Annotated in this window: 2 protein-coding genes; both read left to right on the forward strand. The window is 50.0% G+C overall.

Annotated elements, in window-relative coordinates:
- Positions 1-18: 18 nt before the first annotated feature.
- Positions 19-10,896, forward strand: a complete 10,878-nt coding sequence (gene pttB / locus LGZ99_RS02385) for a phototemtide A non-ribosomal peptide synthetase PttB (RefSeq protein ID WP_051769231.1) — start codon at positions 19-21, stop codon at positions 10,894-10,896.
- A complete protein-coding gene (gene pttC, locus LGZ99_RS02390; RefSeq protein ID WP_051769234.1) occupies positions 10,878-18,032 on the forward strand; it encodes a phototemtide A non-ribosomal peptide synthetase PttC in 7,155 nt (2,384 codons plus the stop codon). The genes pttB and pttC overlap by 19 nt, the downstream gene beginning before the upstream one ends.
- The last annotated feature ends 104 nt before the right edge of the window (positions 18,033-18,136 follow it).

Genomic DNA, 18,136 nt, shown 5'->3' on the forward strand with positions numbered 1-18,136 from the left:
GCGAAGGAAGAACTATATATGAATAAGGATGGATATTATAATTTAACATCTGCGCAGTTTGGAATTTGGTCATTCAACGAAATTATAGAAAATAAGTCAATAAATAATATAAGCGAATATTTTATAATTGATGGTGATATAAATGTCGAATATTTTTCTGAGGCGGTTAGAAAAACAGTAGAAGAAGCTGAGGCTTTACACTCTCGTTTTTATAAATTTGATAATTGTATTAAACAGAAGTTTTTCTCTATAAATAACTATGAACCAAAAATTATTGATTACAGCGATTTTCGAGAGGAAATTGCACTCCAGAAAGCTAAAAATTTCTTACTGGTAACAACGGAGCAACCTTTTGATATTTGTGAGGAGCTTCCATTCGAAATATTACTAATAAAAATAGCAGAAAATAAATTTTTGTATTTCCACTGTTATCATCATATAGCCATGGATGGTTTGGGAGCATCACTCATTATTCAACGTGTCATAAGTTTATATAACGCTTATTTTATTGAGGGTTCTCCTCCTCCTTCCCCATTCGGTAAGTTTAAGGAACTTATTGATGGTGATATTGATTATCGTAATTCTTCCAGATTTATTTGTGACCGTGATTACTGGTTAAATCTATTTGCTGATATTCCTGCCCCTGCTAGCCTAGCGAATCGAATAGCTCCTCCTTTAAAAACTATAATACGTCATCGTGTGAGTTTGGGTTATGAATTAACTGACCTACTGCATAAAAAAGCAAAAGAAATGAATTGCACATTACCTAACTTGCTTATTGCTATAACTTGCGTTTATTTGCATCGCATGACGGGGCTTTCTGAAGTCATAGTCGGTTTACCAGTAACAGGAAGGCTTGGAAGGAAAGAACGTATTATACCAGGATTGATGGCAAATATACTTCCAATGCGATTGATACTATCGCCAGATTTGAACTTGAAGATGGTTTTAGCCAGAGTGGCGAAACAAGTCATGACGGTCTTACGTCATCAAAAATATAGATATGAAGATCTGTGCCGTGATTTAAAAATAACTAATAGTGGTGAATCATTATATCGAATAAGTATAAACGTTGAAAGCTTTAATAATGGTGGGTATTTTCATCAAAGTAAAATACTACCTTGCAATATTGCAAATGGACCTGTTTCTGATCTCAATATTTTTTTCTTTGATTATAATAAAGAAGTTCCTCTGACCCTTGGATTTGATGCAAATAGTGAGTTGTATTCTCCAGAACAGTTGTCTGAACATGCCTCTCGGATGTTGAAAATTTTTTATGATTTGTTAACAAATCAAGATGCTATCATTGGTTCGTTGTTATTGCTAAATGATAATGAATATAGAAATTTAGAGATTATTAATAATAAAACTCTGGCATCAATCCCTTTCTTAACACTTACTGATTGTTTTGAAGATCAAGTAAGAAAATTCCCAAATAAATCAGCGTTATATTTTGGTGACATTTCTTTAACTTATGTTCAACTTAATGAAAAATCAAATAAGCTAGGTCATTATTTATTAAATCAACATTTTCTCCCTAATGACACCGTAGCGTTACTATTACCTCGGACCGTTGATTTAATTGTAGCATTGTTAGCTATATCGAAGATAGGTGCAACATATATACCGTTAGATCCTGATTATCCAGAAGAACGTTTGAAATATATTATTGAAACTGCAAAACCGAAACTGGTATTGACGTCAATTAATGTTAATTTTAACTTTTGTTTAGATGCTCTTCAGATACAGTTAGATGATATCAATACCTCCTTATTAGTCGATTCTCAATCAATTCACAACCCTATTAGAGTAGTCACTACGGCTAATCAAGCTGCGTATATCTTGTTTACATCAGGATCGACAGGGAATCCTAAGGGAGTAGTGATTACACACCATTCGCTTACTAATTTTCTGTACGCAATGCAAATGTCACTGCAAATAAAACCTGGCAACCGAATACTCGCTGTTACAACGATTGGTTTTGACATCGCAGGTTTGGAAATATTCTTACCATTAGTTAATGGAGCTTCAATAACGTTAGCGTCTCGTGACACTACACGAGATCCTAAACTACTGGCATCGGAAATCGTCCGAAATAAAATAACTCATTTGCAAGGTACGCCAGCTTTGTGGCAAGGATTGGTTGAGTATCAGCCGAACTCATTGAGTAACCTCACCGCAATCGTTGGTGGTGATTCGCTGCCTACAAACCTGGCTGAACGTATGGTGTCTCTAGCACATAGAGTTATTCAAGTTTATGGTCCTACTGAAACCACCATTTGGTCTACTTTACATGAACTGACGGCAAAGTCTGTGCAGCCAAATTCTATTGGTTTACCAATACTAAATACGCAGATCTATATCCTTGATACGGCTCTTCAGCCTGTGCCTGTAGGATATCCCGGAGAACTATATATAGCAGGTGATGGATTGGCTCTCGGCTATTTAGACCTCCCTACTATGACCAGCGAGCGATTTGTCGCAAATCCCTTTGGAACCGCAGGGCAGCGTATGTATCGTACTGGCGATCTGGCTTGCTGGGGAAGTGACATGAATGTCAATTTCTTGGGGCGTGTCGATAATCAAGTAAAAATTCGTGGTTATCGAATTGAGTTGGGAGAAATTGAAAATACCTTCCTGAAATCATCACTAATAAAGAATGCGCTAGTCATTGCGTACGGAAAAGAAAGTGTCAGCAACAAATATTTGGTAGCCTATGTTGTTTTGCACAAACCCAATTCTTGCTCGTCGGAAGAATTAAATAAATGGCTGAAAAAACATCTACCTGACTATATGCTGCCGGCAGTTATTATGATAGTGGATAGTTTTCCACTGATGCCGAATGGTAAAATAGATCGCCACGCCTTGCTAGCACCAATATTCAAGTCAGATGAGCAAGTTTTACCGGAATCATCCCAGGAAAAAATCTTATGCAAAATCTTTGAGGAGGTTTTGGGATTTGAGTCGATAGGTATTAATGATAGCTTCTTCAAGCTTGGTGGAAATTCTTTACTAGCAATCCAGTTACTTACTCATGTACGCACTCAGTTAGATATTGAATTACCGCTAAAAGCTATTTTTGAATCTCCAACGGTTAAAGAGCTTTCCAGGGTTATCGCTGACACAGACAAAAAATATTCTCTACGAGAAAAACTGACTCCCCAGCCGCGACCAAATATCTTGCCAATGTCATTTGCTCAGCAACGTCTGTGGTTACAGGAACAGATTAATGAGAGTAGTGCATATAATATGCCTATGGCATTACGCATCTACGGTGAATTGGATACCTTCGCACTTTCAGCAGCACTGTCTGATGTAGTGAAACGACACGAAAGTTTGCGTACTTATCTGACCCTACAGGATGATATACCATGCCAATATATTGTATCGACGGAAGAAATCTCGTTCTTATTGCATGTTCACGAGTTGGATGAGTCTCAAATTACAAAAGAGTTAACTCAGCAGGCTGGTTATATCTTCAGGCTTGATAAAGAATTGCCTATTAAAGCTTGGTTGTATCGGATAAAACCCGAGCAGCATATATTCTTGCTATTAATCCATCACACTGCGGGAGATGGTGGTTCTATCTCCCCCCTACTACATGATTTGGGCCATTACTATCAGGCTCACTTGAAAGGAGAAAATTCTTCACTGCCGCCTTTGCCAGTGCAATATGCAGATTACACATTATGGCAACATATATTACTATCTGATGAGCAAAAATCGGTAGGTTTGTATGCGAAACAAACATATTACTGGTGTAACCAGCTAGCGTTATTACCAGAAGAGGTAACAATAGCTAGTATGCAACCTAGGCCCACGAAGCCAAGTAGCAAAGGTGATTGCTATAAATTCTCAGTTCCTCCGGATATATATCAGGGTCTAAAACGCTTGGCTTTACAAGAGGAAGCCAGCCTGTTCATGGTTCTAAAAACGGCTCTTGCTGTGCTGCTTCATCAAATGGGGGCCGGTGATGATATATCGGTAGGCACTCCCGTTTTAGGTCGTACAGATGAAGCCCAAATGCCATTAATTGGCCTTTTTTCCAATACATTGGTATTACGTACCAACCTTTCTGGTAATCCTGATTTTGTCTCCCTGATAGCACAGGTTCGTAAAACAGTACTTGATGCTTATATGCATCAGGATTTGCCTTTTGAGCAAGTTGTCGAGCTTTTAACCCCACATCGTTCCGCGTCCAAGCACCCATTATTTCAAGTCATGATGGTGTTGGAAGAGGAATTTTCATTGGGCAATATCTTTTTGCCGTTACGTATTGAGCAACAGGAGGTATTAACTAAAACGGCAAAGTTCGATCTCCTGTTTGTTTTCAAAGAGGATGTACAACAAGGTCTTTTAAGAGGACATATTGAATTTGCGACTGACCTTTACGATGCGCAAACCGTTGCGGGATTTGTAGACCGCTTATTCAGTGTATTGAACATTATGGCAAACAGGCCCACTGAAAAAATTAGTGAAATTTGCCTATTAAATACGTTTGAACGTCAACAACTGCTCAAAACTTGGAACAATACGCTCGTAGAATTGCCGAACTTGTCGTTGGGTGTGCTGTTTGAACAGCAGGCTGCCCGTTCACCAAACGCTATCGCTGTTAGCGAAGGCAGCAAAACGTTAACCTATGCCCAGTTGAACAGCGCGGCCAATCGCCTTGCACACCGGTTACGCGAACTCACCGGGGCGGAAGTGTTTTGCGCCGGGTTGCTCATGGCGCATTCGATCGATCAGGTCATTGCCACGTTGGCGGTGATCAAGGCAGGTGCGGCCTATCTGCCATTGCGCGCCAGTGATCCTCTGGAACGGCAGCAAATGATGCTGGATGACGCAGGTGCAGCGGTATTGATTACTGATGTCGATCACCACCTGCCAACGGCGCGCTTTGTGATACGTAATGTGGCCGATTCTGCTGGGAAACGCTGGCCAGAAATCAACCCGGCAACCAACGCCGGACCCTCCAGCCTTGCTTACATTATGTATACCTCTGGGTCAACCGGTAAACCTAAAGGCATTGCGGTAAACCAGGAAAGCGTTATAGCACTCGCCTGTGATCGCCGCTGGTTGCCAGAAGATCATCAGCGTGTGCTGCTGCATTCCTCCGCTGCGTTTGATGCCTCGACCTACGAGTTTTGGGTGCCGCTATTGTGCGGTGGGCAATTAGTGGTGGCGCCAAAGGGTGAGCTGGATATTGATGTGCTGGCGCAGACCATCGCCAATGAAAAAATAACCGCCCTGTGGCTAACGGCTGGCCTGTTCCGGCTGATGGCTGAAGACCACGCCTCTTCCCTGGCCAGTGTGCGCCTGTTACTCGCCGGTGGCGATGTATTGCCAAAATCCGCTATCGAAACCGTTATGCGGCGCTGCCCTGGACTGGTAATGATGAACGGCTACGGGCCAACCGAAACCACTACCTTTGCAACAACCTATGTTATGTATAGCGTACCGGATAGCGCTTCGGTGCCTATTGGTACGCCGTTGGACAATATGCAAGTGTATGTGCTTGATACCTACTTGCAACCCGTGCCTGTCGGCGTTTCTGGCGAGTTGTATATCGCCGGTACTGGGCTTGCGCACGGCTACCTTAACCAGCCTGGCCTGACGGCATCACACTTTATCGCCAATCCTTTCGGCAGCAGTGGCGATCGCATGTACCGTTCTGGCGACTGGGTTCGTTGGCGGCAGGAAGGGGTTCTGGAGTACCTAAACCGTGGCGATCAGCAGGTCAAAATACGCGGTTTCCGCATTGAGCTGGCAGAGATAGAGGCGACATTGCTGGAGCAGGAAGGCGTTGCCCAGGCGCTCGTGTGCATTTTCGAACCGCAAAAAGGAAATAAACAGCTGGCCGCGTATGTCATTGCCGAAGAAACCGGACAGTGTGAACCCACATTGCTGAGACAAACGTTGAGCGCCCGGTTGCCTGACTTTATGGTACCGGCAGTCGTGAGCGTAGTAGAGAGATTCCCGCTGACTGCCAACGGGAAAGTCGATATGCGCGTGTTACCTGTTCCAGAATTCAACATTGACCACGGGCGAACCGCACGCAATGAGCAGGAAAGCAAACTGTGCCACTTGTTTGCCGAGGTCCTCGGTTTGTCCCAGGTTGGCATCGACGATAATTTCTTCGATCTGGGTGGTCATTCCCTGTTGGCATCGCGTTTTGTCAGCCGTATCCGCAAAGTGCTAAAGGCGAACCCCAGTATCCGAGATCTGTTTGAAGCACCAACGGTAGCGCAGTTTGTGCAGCGCCTGGGGCAAGGGAGCACACTGCGCCCAGCGTTACAGGTGAAACCAAGGCCAGAACGCTTGCCGTTGTCTGCGGCCCAGCGCCGGCTATGGATGGTTGACCGCATTGAAGGGGGTCAATCCCTCTACAACATGCCGTTGACACTGGAGTTGCAGGGGGAATTGAGCGTTCCTGCCATGGCAGCAGCGTTGAATGATGTGGTGGCGCGCCATGAAAGCCTGCGTACACGCTTTCAGGAGCTGTCGGATGGTAACGTTTATCAACAGATTGCCTGCGGGGAAGACGCACGGTGCGAACTGACGCTGCACCGCGCCCTTGCTGAGAATTTAGATGAAGAGGTGCTGGCAGCATCAGAATATATCTTTGATTTAGCAAATGAAAACCCCTGCCGGGCCTGGCTGTTCCATGTTGAACCGAATCATCATGTGCTTTTATTTCTGATGCACCATATCGCCAGTGATGGGGCATCACTTGCTCCTCTACTGCGCGATCTAGCGCTGGCGTATCATGCTCGGTTGCAGGGTCAAGCGCCGAACTGGACGCCACTACAGGTGCAGTATGCCGATTACACCCTGTGGCAACACGAGCTGCTGGACGATCCCCGTGATACGGACAGCCTGCAAAGCCGCCAGTTGGCGTATTGGTGCGAAGTGCTGCATGGGCTGCCGGAAGAGTTGCAGTTGCCAACTGACAGGCCACGGCCACAAAGCTCAAGCTATCAAGGTGGGCAATGGCGTTTTGAGGTTGATCCAGAGGTCTATGCACGCTTGCTTGAGGTAGCAAGGCAGCAGAATGCGAGCCTGTTTATGGTGTTGCAGGCGGCCTTGGCGGTGTTGCTGAGCCGGTTAGGTGCTGGTCATGACATTCCACTGGGTGTGTCTATTGCTGGCCGTACCGATGAAGCGCTAGAACCTCTAATCGGCTTTTTCACCAATACATTGGTGTTGCGCACCGATGTTTCTGGGAATCCAACCTTTGATCAATTGCTGGCGCGCGTGCGCGATAGCGCATTGCAGGCGTATGAACATCAGGATCTGTCGTTTGAAAACTTGGTGGAAACGCTGAACCCAGAACGTTCCTTGGCGCGCCATCCGCTGTTCCAGGTAATGTTGGTATTGCAAAACAACGCCCGTGGCGAGGTCCATTTTGATGGACTGAACACCCGCGTTGGTACACCGCTGCTACCGGTGGCGAAGTTTGATTTGACCTTCAACTTTGAAGAAACGCCAACCTCATTAAACGGCATCGTTGAATATGCTACCGACTTGTTTGACGGCAAAACCGCTGAGCGCCTGGCGGGCTATTTTACTAATATTCTGGCGGCCATCAGTCGAAATACATGCTGCAATATCAATGAGCTGGAGATATTTAGCGCGTGTGAACGCCAGCAGATTGTCAACGAATGGAATAACACCGCCCGGCAATTGCCGGCCAAGACGTTTGCAGAACAATTCGAAACCCTTGCCAAAGCAACACCGGATGCGCCTGCCCTGCTGGGGGAAAGCGAACGGCTGACCTATAGCCAGTTGGATCAACGGGCTAACCGGTTGGCGAATCTGATGATGGAAAGGGGCGTTGGCACAGAAAACATCGTTGCTATCGCACTATCGCACTCGGTTAATCTGATTGTCGCGCTGATTGCTACGCTGAAAACTGGCGCTGCATATTTACCGCTTGATCCTGATTATCCTCAGGAACGCCTGAATTATATGTTGGAACACTCGCAGCCTGAGCTGGTCATCACGGATTCTGCGTTCGTGCAAAAACTGGGGGCGCAGTATTCCCGCTTGCAGATTGACCAACCGGCGCTGCATACGCAATTAGCCCGGCAGCAAGCAGAAAGCATCACTTTGCCAAGGAAGTTGAGCATCAATAATGCGGCCTACATTATCTATACCTCTGGTTCTACTGGTTTGCCGAAAGGTGTTCTGGTGACGCACCGGGGTATCAGCAACCTGGTTGCCAGCATGGTCGAACGATTACATGTCACGCCGCAAAGCCGCGTGTTGCAGTTTGCTTCACCGAGCTTCGATGCCTCGTTCTGGGATATCAGTATGGGGCTGTTAAGCGGTGCGGCGCTGGTCGTTGCAGGCCGTGATGCGTTATCACCGGGGGAGCCGCTGTATGAACTGATGCTGGCCCAGGGTGTGACACATGCCACGTTGCCACCGGTGGGATTGGCGGTTATGCCGCGTAAGCCATTGCCTGCGTTGGAAACGTTGGTGGTGGCGGGCGAAGCCTGCCAGCCGGAGCTGATCGACTATTGGGGCCAGGGGTGCCGGATGATCAATGCCTACGGGCCAAGTGAATCCACGGTCTGCGCCACCATGAGCCAACCGTTGGTGGCCGGAAAAGCGCCGCCTATCGGCACGCCGATCGTTAACATGCAGGTCTATGTCCTGGATGAGCGTTTGCAACCGGTCGCGCCAGGGGTAAAAGGCGAGCTGTATATCGCAGGTGAAAGCTTGGCCCGTGGCTACGTACGGCGCCCGGATTTAACGGCGGAACGCTTTGTGGCGAACCCGTTTGGCGCGGCAGGTAGCCGAATGTATCGCACCGGAGATGTTGCCTATTGGCAAACCAACGGTGAGCTAATGTTTACTGGGCGTGTGGATCATCAGGTCAAGATCAGGGGTTTCCGTATTGAACTGGGTGAAATTGAGTCCTTGCTGCTGAAGTATCCTCAACTGAGCCAGGCCACGGTGATCGTGCGTGAAGATAAGCCGGGGCTTTGCCAACTAGTTGCTTACGCTGTGGCGAATGAAGGGGATGTTAATACCGCAGAACTACGCGAATATCTGCGTAGCCACCTGCCGGAATATATGGTACCTGTGGCTATCGTCATGCTGCCGGCAATTCCGGTTACGCCGAATGGTAAAGTCGATCGACGCGCATTGCCGCAGCCTGATTTCCATCAGCCTCATCACCGTGGCCCGCGCAATACGCAAGAGCAACTGCTTTGCACGCTCTTTGCCGATTTATTGGGCCTGGAACAGATTGATATTGACAGTAGCTTCTTCGAAATGGGGGGCGATAGTATCACTGCGATACAGCTGGTCGCGCGTGCGCGCCAGGCTGGTTGGATATTCACACCACGCCAGGTCTTTGAGCACAAAACTGTTGCCTCCCTGGCCAGAAAAATGCAGGCGAACATTTCCACGGTTGCTGAAACGCGGGTTGGCGCGGTAGGTGAATTACCCGCTACGCCAATTATCCATTGGTTGATGGAAAACCCCGGCAACATCAACGGGTTCAGCCAGGCAACGTTGCTGCAAACGCCGGAACATCTGGATGAGAAACAACTCAGGCAGATTCTGACCCTGCTGTTAGAGCAGCACGATGCCTTGCGCCTGGTGGCGAATCGCTCCACAAGCGGTGATGTCCTGCTGACCATTCCGCCAATGACGGCAGACATCGTGGATGGCGCATTGAGCATTGTGGATTGCCAGGCGTTCACGCTGGTGGAACTACAACGCTGCATCAAGGCAGAAAGCCAACGCGCAAAACAGCGCCTCGATCCGGCGGCGGGCAAAATGCTACAGGCGGTTTGGTTCCGTGCATCTGCCGGACAGCCTGGCCGGCTAATGTTGGTGCTTCACCACTTGGTGGTGGACGGTGTCTCTTGGCGTATTTTAGCGCCGGATTTGCAAAACATCTGGGCAGCCCTGAGCGCGGGGAAAACGCCGGATACGTTGCCGGTGGGTACCTCTTTCCGTGCGTGGGCGTATCAATTGCAGCAAGAGGCCAATGCGCGGCGTAACGAACTGAATCACTGGCTAACGGTGCTGGAGAAGCCGGATACGTTGCTGACTTCCCGCCTGCTAGACGGGGCGCAAGACACCGTTGCGGGCAGCGATTCATTGCGGCTTGAGTTACCGGCGGCGTTTACCCAACCGTTGTTGGGGACGATACCGGCGCTCTTCCATGCCGGTATCAACGACGTGCTGCTCTGCGCCTTTGCTCTGGCCGTTAATGACTGGCGGAAAACTTCACAGACGGATGTCCTACTGGATCTTGAAGGGCACGGGCGTGAAGAACTTTCCGGTGCGGAGCTGTCACGTACCGTCGGCTGGTTCACCAGCATGTACCCTGTGCGGCTCGAACCGGGCGCTACGCAGATAGCAGATCCTTATTCATTAGGTCATGCGCTAAAACGCATCAAAGAGCAGCTACGTCAGGTGCCTGCGAACGGCCTTGGATATGGGTTGCTACGCTATCTGAATTCGCAAACACGGCAGATCTTGTCACAGCAGCAGCAGGCCCAGATTGGCTTCAACTATCTGGGCCGTATGGCTGTGGGCGGCGATCGCGACTGGCAGGTGGCTACAGAAGCAAATTTGCTGGATACAACGGCTGACGACAATTTTGCGCTCCCTCATGCGCTTTCACTCAATGCGTTGGTAGAAGAGCGATCGGAAGGGCCGGTTCTGGTTGCCAACTGGTCATGGGCGAGAGCGCTGCACACTGAAGAGCGCATTAGCGTGTTGGGTAACCATTGGTTCCGTTGGCTAAAAGCAATATCGCAGCTTTCTACGGTGCCTGACGCGGGGGGATTCACACCATCGGACATCACGATGCTATCGCTTAAACAGAATAGCTTGGAAAAACTTCAAGCCAAGTGGAAGAAGAAAAAATAAATATGGAAATTAAAGAGATACTACCGTTATCGCCATTACAGAAAGGTCTGTTGTTTCATATGTTGTACGATACCCAAGGCAGCGATGCGTATCAGGTGCAGCAGGTTTTCCAGCTTGCTGGCGTTTTAGATAGCCAAAAGCTGAAACAGGCCGTCACAACCTTACTACAACGTCACCCGCACCTGTGTGCGGGGTTTGAGTACGAAGACGTAGAAACGCCGGTGCAACTGATCTTGGCGGGGCTACCGTTGCCGTGGCGTGAGGTGGATGTGAGCCATCTACCACCAGAGCAGCAACAGCCAGCATTCGCAGCGCTGTTACAGACCGATTATGATGAGCGCTTTGATCCGCACGATCCACCGTTGCTGCGATTCACCCTGGTCAAACTGACGGCACAGCAGCATTATCTGGTCTTTACCAACCATCACCTGTTGCTGGATGGCTGGTCAATTCCTATCTTGCTGCAAGAGTTATGCACTCTGTATCTGGGTGATGTGCAAGGCAGCACCTTGCCGCCGATCACCCCTTATCGCAACTATCTGCAATGGATTGCGGCGCGTGATGTTGACGAAATGCGTGCCGTATGGCGCGAAACGCTCAGTGGCCTGGCGGTGCCAACTTGCCTGGCAAAAGGGCGCACCACGGAAAATCTGCAACCGAATCTGTTGCATAAGCATTTGGATGCGGCATACACCCAGAGACTGAACTTACGCGCTAAACAGCTTGGCGTGACGGTAAATACACTGATCCAGGCCGCATGGGGTGTGCTGCTGGGGGGGATGACGGGGTGCAGTGATGTGGTGTTCGGCGTCACGGTTTCTGGCCGATCAGGTGAATTGTCCGGCGTGGAAAGCATCGTTGGGTTGCTAATCAATACCGTGCCATTACGCCTGACGTTCAGTCTGGCGGAGACGTTTACTACGCTTTTACAACGCCTACAGTCAGAGCAAACCCGGCTGCTTGATTACCAATATCTTGACCTGACGACCATCCAGGCGGATGCCGGTTACGGCGAGCTGTTTGATACCTTGATGGTGTTCGAGAACTACCCGCTTATGGAAGGCAGTAGTGAGCAATCTGATACCGCGCTGAACATCTCGCTAACGGTGCACCATGGCGGGGATGCTTCACATTACCCGCTTGGGTTGGTGGCGGTTCCGGGTGAAATGCTAGCCCTGCGTTTCAGCTCATTGCCAGACCTGTTTGATGATCAAACGGTGGCAAATCTGGCCGAGCGCTTCATACTGATACTGCATGCCATCATTGACGATCCGCAGACGATTATTGGCAGCGTACCGTTGCTGCTGGCGCAAGAAGTTCAGGCCATGGTTCAACCTTACCCTGTGTTGGCATCATTGCCAGCCGATACGCTCCATGGAATGTTTGAAAAACGCGCGAGCGAAACGCCGGATGCGATTGCGCTGAGCCTGGGCAACGATCGCCTGAGCTATGGCGAACTTAATCAGCGGGCCAATCAGTTGGCTCGTTATCTGGTGAACCGCGGCATTGGCACTGAGGATGTCGTGGCATTGGCGTTGCCACGTTCGATGGAGACACTGATTGCGCTGTTAGCCGTATTAAAAGCTGGTGCTGCATATCTACCGCTGGATCTCCATAACCCTGCCGAACGGCTTGGTTTTATCGTGTCTGATGCCAAACCGACACTTATCATCACCAACGCAGAAAATGCCGGCACGTTAAACGGCTCCACGCCTGATTTGGTAGTTGATATGCCTGAATATCAGCAGCACCTGGCGCCGTTCAACAAACGGGATCTTCAACCCGATGAACTTTTACGGCCGGTTAGTACGGCAAGCCTGGCCTATATCATTTACACCTCTGGCTCTACGGGGAACCCGAAAGGGGTGCTGATCCCGCACGAAAACGTGTTACGGCTCTTTACAGCAACGCAATCGTGGTTCGATTTTGGCCGTAATGACGTTTGGACCCTGTTCCATTCGTATTCTTTTGATTTTTCAGTGTGGGAAATCTGGGGAGCATTGTTATATGGTGGCCGGCTGGTCATCGTACCGTTTATGGTGAGCCGTGATCCTCAAGCATTCCTCAAGCTACTGAGTGAAGAGAAAGTCACGGTATTAAACCAGACGCCCTCTGCCTTCTATCAATTGATAGAAACGGATCAAAACGATCGCGAGAAGAAATATCCACTGGCGCTGCGCAAAGTGGTATTCGGTGGGGAAGCTCTGGATCTTAGCCAGCTTGAACGTTGGTACCAACGCCACGATTCGGCAGCGCCTGAATTAATCAACATGTATGGCATTACCGAAACCACCGTGCACGTCAGCTATCAGGCGCTGACCCCGGCAATGATGCGCAGCCAATCCGGCAGCCCGATTGGCGTTGGGATCACCGATCTGCGTATCTATGTGTTGGACGACGCTTTACGCCACGTTCCTACAGGTGTTGAAGGGGAAATGTACATTGCTGGCGCCGGGCTGGCGCGCGGCTACTTGAACCGCGCGGGGTTAAGCGCCGAGCGCTTTGTTGCCGACCCGTATGGTGAACCGGGTTCCCGTATGTACCGTTCGGGCGATTTGGCCTTCAGATCGCCCGAAGGCGGGCTGATTTATATAGGCCGAGCCGATCAGCAGGTGAAACTACGTGGTTTCCGCATTGAGTTGGGGGAAATTGAAGCGGCTCTGGCGGATAACCCGCAAGTCACCCAAGCCGTGGTGCTGATGCGTAAAGATCAGCCTGGCAATCCACAATTGGTGGGGTATATCACCAGCGACAGTGACGTCGCTATTGACACGGTGGCACTGCACCACCGCGTGGCGGCAAAACTCCCTGACTATATGGTGCCTGCGGCCATTCTTCAGATTGAGCGTTTCCCTTTGACGGTCAATGGGAAACTGGATAGACGCGCATTACCGGCTCCAGACTTCAACCATAGCGGCAGACGGCGCCAGCCGCGCACGGCACAGGAAGAAATTCTGGCAGGGTTGTTTGCTGAGGTGCTGGGGCTGGAAACGGTAGGCATGGACGACAACTTCTTTGCGTTGGGCGGCCACTCGCTGTTAGTGATGCGCCTGATTAGCCGCGTATCCAGCGCATTAGCCATTGAGTTGCCGATCCGCACACTGTTTGATTACCCAACCGTGGCGCAGTTTGCCGAGCAGTTGGCGACAAAGGGCGCTCAACGCCGTGAAAAGCTCACGCGCCAGGCTCGTGAGGAATATTTACCCCTTTCCTTTGCCCAGCAGAGAATGTGGCTGTTAGATAACATTGGCAACGATCATGCCGCGTATAATATGCCGCTTGCTCTGAAGCTGAATGGGTCGCTCAATGATGAAGCATTGCGCCAGGCATTGGGCGATCTGGTACAGCGCCATGAGGTTCTGCGCACGCTATATCCTCTGCATCTTGATCAGCCTTATCAGCATATTCTTGCGCTTGATAGCGTGGCACCGTCTTTGATCATCGGCAATGTGACGCCGGAGGAGCTGTCGGAAAGCATCGACAAGGCTGCCGCTTGGCAGTTCGATCTGGCAAATGATTTGCCGCTGTGTGGGTGGCTGTTCCACTTACCGGACCAGAACGAACATGTGCTGCTGCTGGTCATTCACCACATTGCCTGTGACGGTGGTTCGTTAGGGCCAATGCTGCACGATCTGTCTTTGGCCTATCAGGTGCGCTGCGAGGGCCAGGAAGCGAAGTGGGCACCACTAACCGTGCAATACGCCGACTACGCGCTATGGCAGCGTCAACTATTGGGGGATGTGCAGGATGCCTCCACACGCGGCGCACAGCAAATCGAATTCTGGCGTAGCGCGCTGGCAGGATCGCCCCAGGAAACTTATCTACCTACCGATCGCCCGCGTCCATCTGTACTGAGCCAACAAGGCGCCCGGGTCAGCTATGCGATTGACCAGGCGCTTTATGGCCGCCTGAAAAAACTGGCGCGTGATGAGGGCGTAACGCCATTTATGTTGCTGCAAACCGGGGTTGCCGTCATGCTTAGTCGGATGGGGGCTGGCGATGATATTACGTTGGGCACAGGCGTTGCTGGGCGAGCCGACGAGGCCATGACCAATTTGATTGGTTTCTTTGTCAATACGCTGGTGCTGAGAGTAAATTGCGCGGGTAACCCTGAATTTAATCAGTTGCTTGCCAGCGTGCGTGAGTTCATGCTTTCTGCCTATGCAAATCAGGATGTGCCTTTTGATTGGGTGGTAGAAGCGCTTAATCCTGAGCGTTCTGCCTCACGGCATCCGCTGTTCCAGGTAATGTTGGTATTGCAAAATAACGGCGACAACACCCAACAATTTGCCAATTTGCAGGCAAAGCCGCAGCCGGTTGGTTTTGCCCCTGCCAAATTCGATCTGACGTTCAATTTTGATGAAGTCTATAGCGATGATGGCGAGGTGTGTGCACTCAATGCCCAGATTGAGTATGCCGTCGATCTGTTTGATCGCGATACGGTGACGGCGCTCGCGCAATACCTTGTTCGATTGCTGTCGTTCATTGCAGAAGAACCAGACACACCAGTGGCGAACATTCCACTGTTAACTGCCGAGCAGCAATGCAAAATGATAACCGAGTGGAATGCCACGGAACAGAAAGTGCCGATGGTGTCGCTGGCCTGCCTGTTTGAAAAACAGGTGGCGGTGGTACCAGAACACATTGCTCTGAGTTGTGGCGATGAGCAGCTTACCTATGCACAACTGAACGCGCGCGCAAATGATTTGGCACAACGTCTGCGACAGCTTGGGGTGAAAGCGGAACATGGTGTTGCATTGCTGATGGAGCGTTCGCTGTCGCTCGCGATCGCCATATTGGCGGTAATTAAGGCCGGAGGGTTCTATGTGCCGCTGCGTACCAGCGATCCCTTGGAACGCTGGCAGCATATAGTGGATGAAGTTGGGATACAGGTTGCGTTGGTGGATGATACACATAGCCACGTGGTTTTGCCGGCCAGTTTACAGGTGGAAACCGTAGTCAACGCCAGTACCCAGCACAATGTTGCGTGGGTCAGCGAGCCGGTAAGCGCCCAGAATCTGGCCTACGTGATGTTTACTTCAGGTTCCACTGGGCAGCCCAAAGGGATCGCCACTACGCAAGATAACGTCATTACCCTGACTCTCGATCGGCGCTGGCGCAGCGAGCATCACCAGCGTGTTCTGTTGCATTCCCCCTACGCATTTGATGCCTCAACCTATGAGCTGTGGGCCACTCTGCTTAACGGCCATCAGGCCGTTATCGTACCGGGCAACGATCTCGATCTGGATCTGTTGACATCGACCATCGTTGAACAACAGGTAACCGCCGCATTTCTGACATCAGGGTTATTCAGGCTGATTGCGGAAGAACATCCGCAATGCCTGGGTTCTTTGCAGAAGGTATTCACCGGTGGTGAAAAGATATCCGCCAGCGCGGTGCAGGCGGTGCGGGAACATTGGCCCAATCTTGAATTGATGAATATCTATGGCCCAACGGAAACCACCACCTACGCCACGGATTACCCCATCGCCAAAACAGATGCCCCTTATCTGGACGTCCCTATTGGTGCCGCGTTGGATAACACCAGCCTCTATGTATTAGATGAATTTTTACAGCCGGTGCCAGTTGGCGCGCCAGGGGAACTATACATTGCTGGCCGCGGCTTGGCGCGTGGCTATCTTAAGCGTCCGGGGCAAAGTGCGGCACACTTTATCGCCGATCCTTTCGGGCCTGCGGGCAGCCGCATGTACCGCACCGGAGACGTGGTGAAATGGCGGCGTGATGGCGTGCTCAACTTTGTTGGCCGCAGCGATCAGCAGGTGAAAATTCGCGGTTTCCGGATTGAACCGGGGGAAATCGAAGTCGTGCTGAAGCAGCACTCCGCCGTGCAGCAAGCGGCGGTCATTCCGCGCGAGGATCATTCGGGCAATAAACAATTAGTTGCCTATGTGGTGCCCTTTGCAAGCCACGAAGATCTACCGGTGTTGTTGCAACAGCATGCGCGTGAGCATTTACCTGATTTTATGGTGCCTGCTGTGGTCATGCTGCTGGCAGAACTGCCATTAAACGCCAACGGCAAGTTGGATGTTGCCGCGTTGCCACACCCAAACTTCGGTTTGCGGCAAGGCCGCCAACCACAGACTGAAAGCGAGAAATGGCTTTACGCGCAGTTCTGTGAGCTATTGAGTATTGAACACATCAGCATTGATGACAACTTCTTCGCACTGGGAGGGCATTCACTGCTGGCGGCACGGTTGATTGCGCGTATCGAAAAAGAATTGGATGAGAAGCTGACTATTCGTGACCTGTTTGAATCGCCCACCGTTGTACTGCTGGCGAGGCGTCTTGAAAGCAACCCGCGTGGCAATATTCTGGACATCATGCTGCCATTGCAACCGGCTGGCGAAAAAACGCCGCTGTTCTGTTTACACCCTGGGGGAGGATTGAGTTGGTCTTATGCGGGGCTGATCCCGTATCTGGGCGAGCAGCAGCCTCTTTATGGCATTCAGGCACGCAGGTTGAGCACCGGCCTTGTACCACCATCGATTTATGACATGGCGAAAAATTATCTGGCAGAGATTTATAAGATCCAGCCAGAGGGGCCTTATTCATTGCTGGGCTGGTCTTTCGGTTGCCATCTCGCGCATGAAATAGCCACCTTGCTGCAAAAGGATAATAAAGCGGTCAATGTCCTGATCTTTATGGATGGTTATCCGTTGTGGAAGACTTACAGAGACATGGTACGCACCGATCGGGAAAGCCTGCGTGCAATGTTTGAGGCATTTACCGGTTCGGCACCGGAAAACGAGCAGCAGCTAAGCGTGGCTGGCTTGAAAAAACGGTTGTCTGAGATCGAGCATCCATTAGCAAGCCTCGATCAGAATATTTTCGAACGTATTCTTGCCGAATTCCGAGATGCACCGCATTTGCTCAGTGAGTTTTCACCTAGCCGGTTTCAAGGTGACCTCGTATTCTTTAGGGCACTACAAGGCCATAGCGAAGCCGATAATGTTAATTACGATCCGCACTTATGGGGGGAGTATGTTGAAGGAAACATCGTCTTGCATGATATTAATTGTTCCCACGATAGTATGTTAGGTGAAGGTCCGCTTAAAGAGATTGGGCCAATACTTCAACAACGATTCGGCATTCTTACAGACAGCAGCATTGAGTAAGGTTTTCCGACAAAGAGTAACATTACATATAACTCTGTAGACAATACTATATTGCCATTATGTTAAAGGTGTATGAAGAGTTGAAAGCCTGTTAAATCAGGCTT

This window comes from Photorhabdus temperata (assembly GCF_025384845.1).
Taxonomy (GTDB): Bacteria; Pseudomonadota; Gammaproteobacteria; order Enterobacterales; family Enterobacteriaceae; genus Photorhabdus; species Photorhabdus temperata.